Source organism: Sulfurovum sp. (assembly GCF_041562805.1).
Taxonomy (GTDB): domain Bacteria; phylum Campylobacterota; class Campylobacteria; order Campylobacterales; family Sulfurovaceae; genus Sulfurovum.
In genome coordinates this window covers 1-4079 of the sequence record NZ_JBFFOH010000195.1, presented here as the reverse complement: position 1 = coordinate 4079, position 4079 = coordinate 1, and the positions used below count along the sequence as shown (strand labels likewise).

At 38.7% G+C, this 4079-nt stretch carries 4 protein-coding genes and 1 pseudogene; 2 read left to right on the top strand and 3 right to left on the bottom strand.

Annotation, left to right across the window (positions count from 1 at the left end; all coding sequences use genetic code 11):
• Window positions 1–426: pseudogene (locus ABYK33_RS14350) on the top strand (coproporphyrinogen III oxidase); the annotation flags it as partial.
• Between the two features lie 210 nt (window positions 427–636).
• Window positions 637–1941, top strand: a complete 1305-nt coding sequence (locus tag ABYK33_RS14345) for a (Fe-S)-binding protein (protein WP_373033977.1) — start codon at window positions 637–639, stop codon at window positions 1939–1941.
• Here the strand turns inward: ABYK33_RS14345 and ABYK33_RS14340 are convergent.
• The 3 genes from ABYK33_RS14340 to ABYK33_RS14330 all read right to left on the bottom strand — a co-directional run.
• On the bottom strand, window positions 1938–3182 hold the full coding sequence (locus tag ABYK33_RS14340) for an ArsS family sensor histidine kinase (RefSeq protein ID WP_373033975.1): 1245 nt from the start codon (window positions 3180–3182) through the stop codon (window positions 1938–1940). The genes ABYK33_RS14345 and ABYK33_RS14340 overlap by 4 nt on opposite strands.
• Window positions 3179–3859 (bottom strand): response regulator transcription factor, encoded by a 681-nt coding sequence (locus tag ABYK33_RS14335; protein ID WP_373033978.1) that lies wholly within the window; start codon window positions 3857–3859, stop codon window positions 3179–3181. The genes ABYK33_RS14340 and ABYK33_RS14335 overlap by 4 nt, the downstream gene beginning before the upstream one ends.
• A 19-nt stretch (window positions 3860–3878) precedes the next feature.
• On the bottom strand, window positions 3879–4079 hold a 201-nt coding region (locus ABYK33_RS14330; RefSeq protein ID WP_373033974.1), incomplete at its 5' end, for an AI-2E family transporter.

Genomic DNA, 4079 nt, shown 5'->3' with positions numbered 1-4079 from the left:
GGTGCAAATCTTGTAGGTATCGGACTTACCAGTATTGGTGAGGGTGAACATTATTATGCTCAGAACACCAAAGACATGAAAGTCTATGAAGCGGCACTCGATGCAGGTAGACTTCCTTTTGAGAGAGGGGTAAACCTTAGTGATGATGACTTCCTCCGTAAAGCGGTCATTATGGAACTTATGGCAAACTTTTCCATCGATATGAAAAGAGTAGAAGCGGAGCATGGCATAGACTTCAAAACATACTTTGCAGATGCATTGGAAGCACTGCAGGAGTTTGTTGAAGCCGACTTGGTTAGCATCACAGAGGATAAGATAACCGTAAGCACCACAGGTACCCTGCTCATACGAAACATAGCCATGCCATTTGATGCCTATATGAAGAAGTATGGACAAAGTAAAAAGAGCTTTTCGAAAACGGTATAATACGCCATAAATAATGTCGACCCGAACGCGCCTACTTGCACCCCACTTACGCTTTAGCGACGGAGGGTATCGGCATTTAGTGCCAGAAAATCGGAGCGATTCTAGAGGATTGACGCTTTTTGCCTCACCCCAAGGGTACTTCATCCCTTCGGTCAGAGCGCTTTTAAAAAATGGAAAGAAAACATAGTATAAGAGGAAACTGTAAAAACAATGAGTAAAAAAATCGAAGAAATTTTTAACTTTTCTGAAACAAGTGATGACTGCATCAAATGCGGAAAATGTATCCCCGTATGTACGATCCACCAGGTCAACCCGGATGAGACAACATCTCCACGTGGATTCATAGAGCTTTTGGGTGCCTATCAACAAGGCCACTTGGAATTAGACAAAAATGCTAAAAACATCTTTGAAAGTTGTTTTTTATGTACCAATTGTGTTGATGTCTGTCCTAACTCATTGGCTACAGATATGGTCATTGAAGAAGTGCGTGCGGATATCGCAGACAAGTTTGGTATCGCATGGTTTAAACGCGGCTTCTTCTTCCTGTTACGTAACCGTAAGATCATGGACTTTGTGATGAAGTTCGGATACATGTTTAAAACCTGTGCCTTAGCACAAGATGACAAAGACAGAGGTCTACGTGCAAGATTCTCTCTACCTATGGTTAAAAAAGGCAGGTTGCTTCCATCTATGGCTAAAACCAGTTTTTTAAACTCTTACCCTGAAGAGATCCCTGCACCTATTCAGGGAAAAAAGAACACACGCATAGCCCTATTTATAGGATGTTTGGCAAACTATAATTACACAGGGATCGGGGACAGTTTGGTTCACATACTGAAAGAACTAAATATTGATGTCTTTATCCCAAAAAAACAACTTTGTTGTGGTGCGCCTGCTTATTTTACAGGGGATATGAGCTCTGTAGAATACATGACCAAGAAAAACATAGAATACTTTGAAAGCTTTATGGATGAATGTGATGCTATGCTCATCCCGGAAGCGACTTGTTCAGCAATGATAACACATGATTGGGAAGTCTTTTTCAAAAATCACAATATGCCGGAGTGGGAGACACGTGCAAAAAAAGTAGCTGAAAAGATCTATATGGCTACAGCATGGCTGGATGACAACACAGACTTACAACAAATACTCAAAGACAAGGGTAAAAAGTTTGATGAAGCTGTCACCTACCATGACCCTTGCCATGCAAGAAAAGTACAGGGTATTTACCAGCAACCCCGTAACCTTCTGGCACCTAACTATCCGATGGTGGAGATGAGTGATCCTAACCGTTGTTGTGGTTTTGGTGGCGTAACGATGCAAACAGAGAAGTTTCATTTTGCTGAGGCTGCAGGAAAACCAAAGGCAGCCATGATCAAAGAGACCAAAGCACACTACGTCAGTGCAGAGTGTTCTGCTTGTAGGATGCAACTCAGTGAAGCGATGAACAATGCAGAAGTAGAAACTATCTTCAAAAATCCATTAGAACTTATATCAGAGTCGCTTAAGGGCTAGCCAAACCGGCAGGCATCTCCTGCCCTTATCACAAAAATATTGTATCCGTCTACATATTTATACTCTAACCCACAACCTAATTTTTCCAAAATATTATGCACAATATAAAGCCCCAATCCAAAACCGGAACTTCTTTTTTCTTCCTGAGAAAAAGGCTCGACATAATAAGACAAAGGATGTTGAAGTTTTTCACCTTTAGAACTGATCTCCAAACTATCCCCTACTGATCTCATGGTCACATGTTTATTTTTACTGTACTTTATACCATTATCCAATAGATTTTTAATGGCCAAGGAGAGTAGTTTTACATCTGTGGCTAAAGCGATATTTTTCACATCTATAGTAACGCTATCTTTAGTCATCATCAAAAGTTCTTGACTTCTTCGTGTGACTTCATCAAGCATGACATACTCAAAAGTAGGTTCAAAACTTTGTGTGGTCACCCTCTCTATCTCTGCAAGTTCTGAGATAAGTTCATTCATACGTTCAAAGGCACGTATAAGTATCTTTTTACTTGCTTCATCTTCTATCATCTCAACAACGATACGCCCTTTGGTAATAGGTGTTTTCAGCTCATGCATCAAGTTCCGCATAAAAAGGTTTTTGGAAGAGCTCAAAGCATTGATATGCACAATGGCATCATCAAAACTTTTTGCGATCTTACCTATTTCGTCATCATAGAGATAAGTGATTCGTGTCTGCATATCACCTTGAGCAAATCTTTGTATCTGTTTATGTAATTTTTTGAGAGGATAAAGCTTTCTTAAAACAGCCAAATAAAGTATCAGAAGCAGTCCAATGAGAAAAACACCTAAGGCGATAGCGATCTCAAAATAATAATTCTCAGCTCTGTCATCTTCTAATAAAAGATTGTGTTGCATACGCTGTACATAGATATAATGTTTATCTTCTATTTTAAATACCCTTACTTGTCCTAAAGAAGAACCTCCGGTAAATACTGTTTCACCTTCTGTTTCTATCTGTTTTTTTATGTTTATGCTTTTCTTCTGTATGACTGGCTTTACCCGTAAGTCTTTATAGAGTGCATCCAAGGCTTCTTTCCCTGGATTAAGCTGCAGTTTTGAGAGAAAAGTGATGGAGATAAGTTGATAACGTTTGTACTCTTCGATCTTATGTCGGTCTTTATCCCAGGAGAGAAAAAGTAAAAAAGTAGCGATCAAGATAGAGATCGCTAAAGAGAAAAGTATATGGATAAAGGTTGTTACAGATAAGTTTCTCATACTCTGTCAGTTAAAAGGTATCCTACACCACGAATAGGTTTAATATAGATATTATCAGGATCTACTTTCGCGATCTTCTGTCGTATTCGTGAGATAATAACATCTACATTTTTAATAGAACTGTCATCATCAATATGTTCACTTTCATATAAAAGCTGTTCTCTTGAGACTGAGCCGTTTTTATGTTGCAAGAGCATGCCTAAGATATCATACTCTGCCGCAGTCAATTCTAATGAATGCCCTTTAAATCTGATCTCTCTGGCTTTAGGATCAGCAACAAAAAGTGCTTCTACCTCTACTGCTTTCTCATCCGCACTGTGAGTACGTCTTAAGATCGTTTTAATACGTGTCACAAGTTCTCTAGGATCATAAGGTTTTGGCATATAATCATCAGCGCCTCGTTCCATGCCAATGACTTTATCTGTGATATCATCTCTGGCTGAAGAAATTATAATAGGGATATTACTTATCTCACGTATTTTAGGGATCACTTCCAAGCCATCCATACCAGGCAGAGTCAAGTCTAAAATGATCAGATCAAACTCATGCTGCGTTAAAAGTGAAAGCCCTATATACGGGTCTTCCGCACCTATCACTTCCATATCATACTTCGTAAGGTAGTTTGTTAAGATGAGTGCTAATTCTGGATCATCTTCTATAATGAGTATTTTTATAATGATATGTTCCTTGTTTAACTTAAGTCGTTATTTTACTTTGTTCTTTATGATTATAATCTATATATACTTTAGTAATTGCAATTAAAAATGAAGTAATTGCCGGCCCCAATATCATTCCCCAGAAACCGTAGGTGCTCATCCCGGCGATAATAGAGAAGAAGATCACTATCTCATTGATCTCGATCGTACTTTTCAATAGATCTTCTTTGATCACTTTGAT

Bases quoted from the DNA above. Each gene is read 5' to 3' on its own strand.
- ABYK33_RS14345 (WP_373033977.1), top strand. From the start codon at position 637: ATGAGTAAAAAAATCGAAGAAATTTTTAACTTTTCTGAAACAAGTGAT.
- ABYK33_RS14340 (WP_373033975.1), bottom strand. From the start codon at position 3,182: ATGAGAAACTTATCTGTAACAACCTTTATCCATATACTTTTCTCTTTA.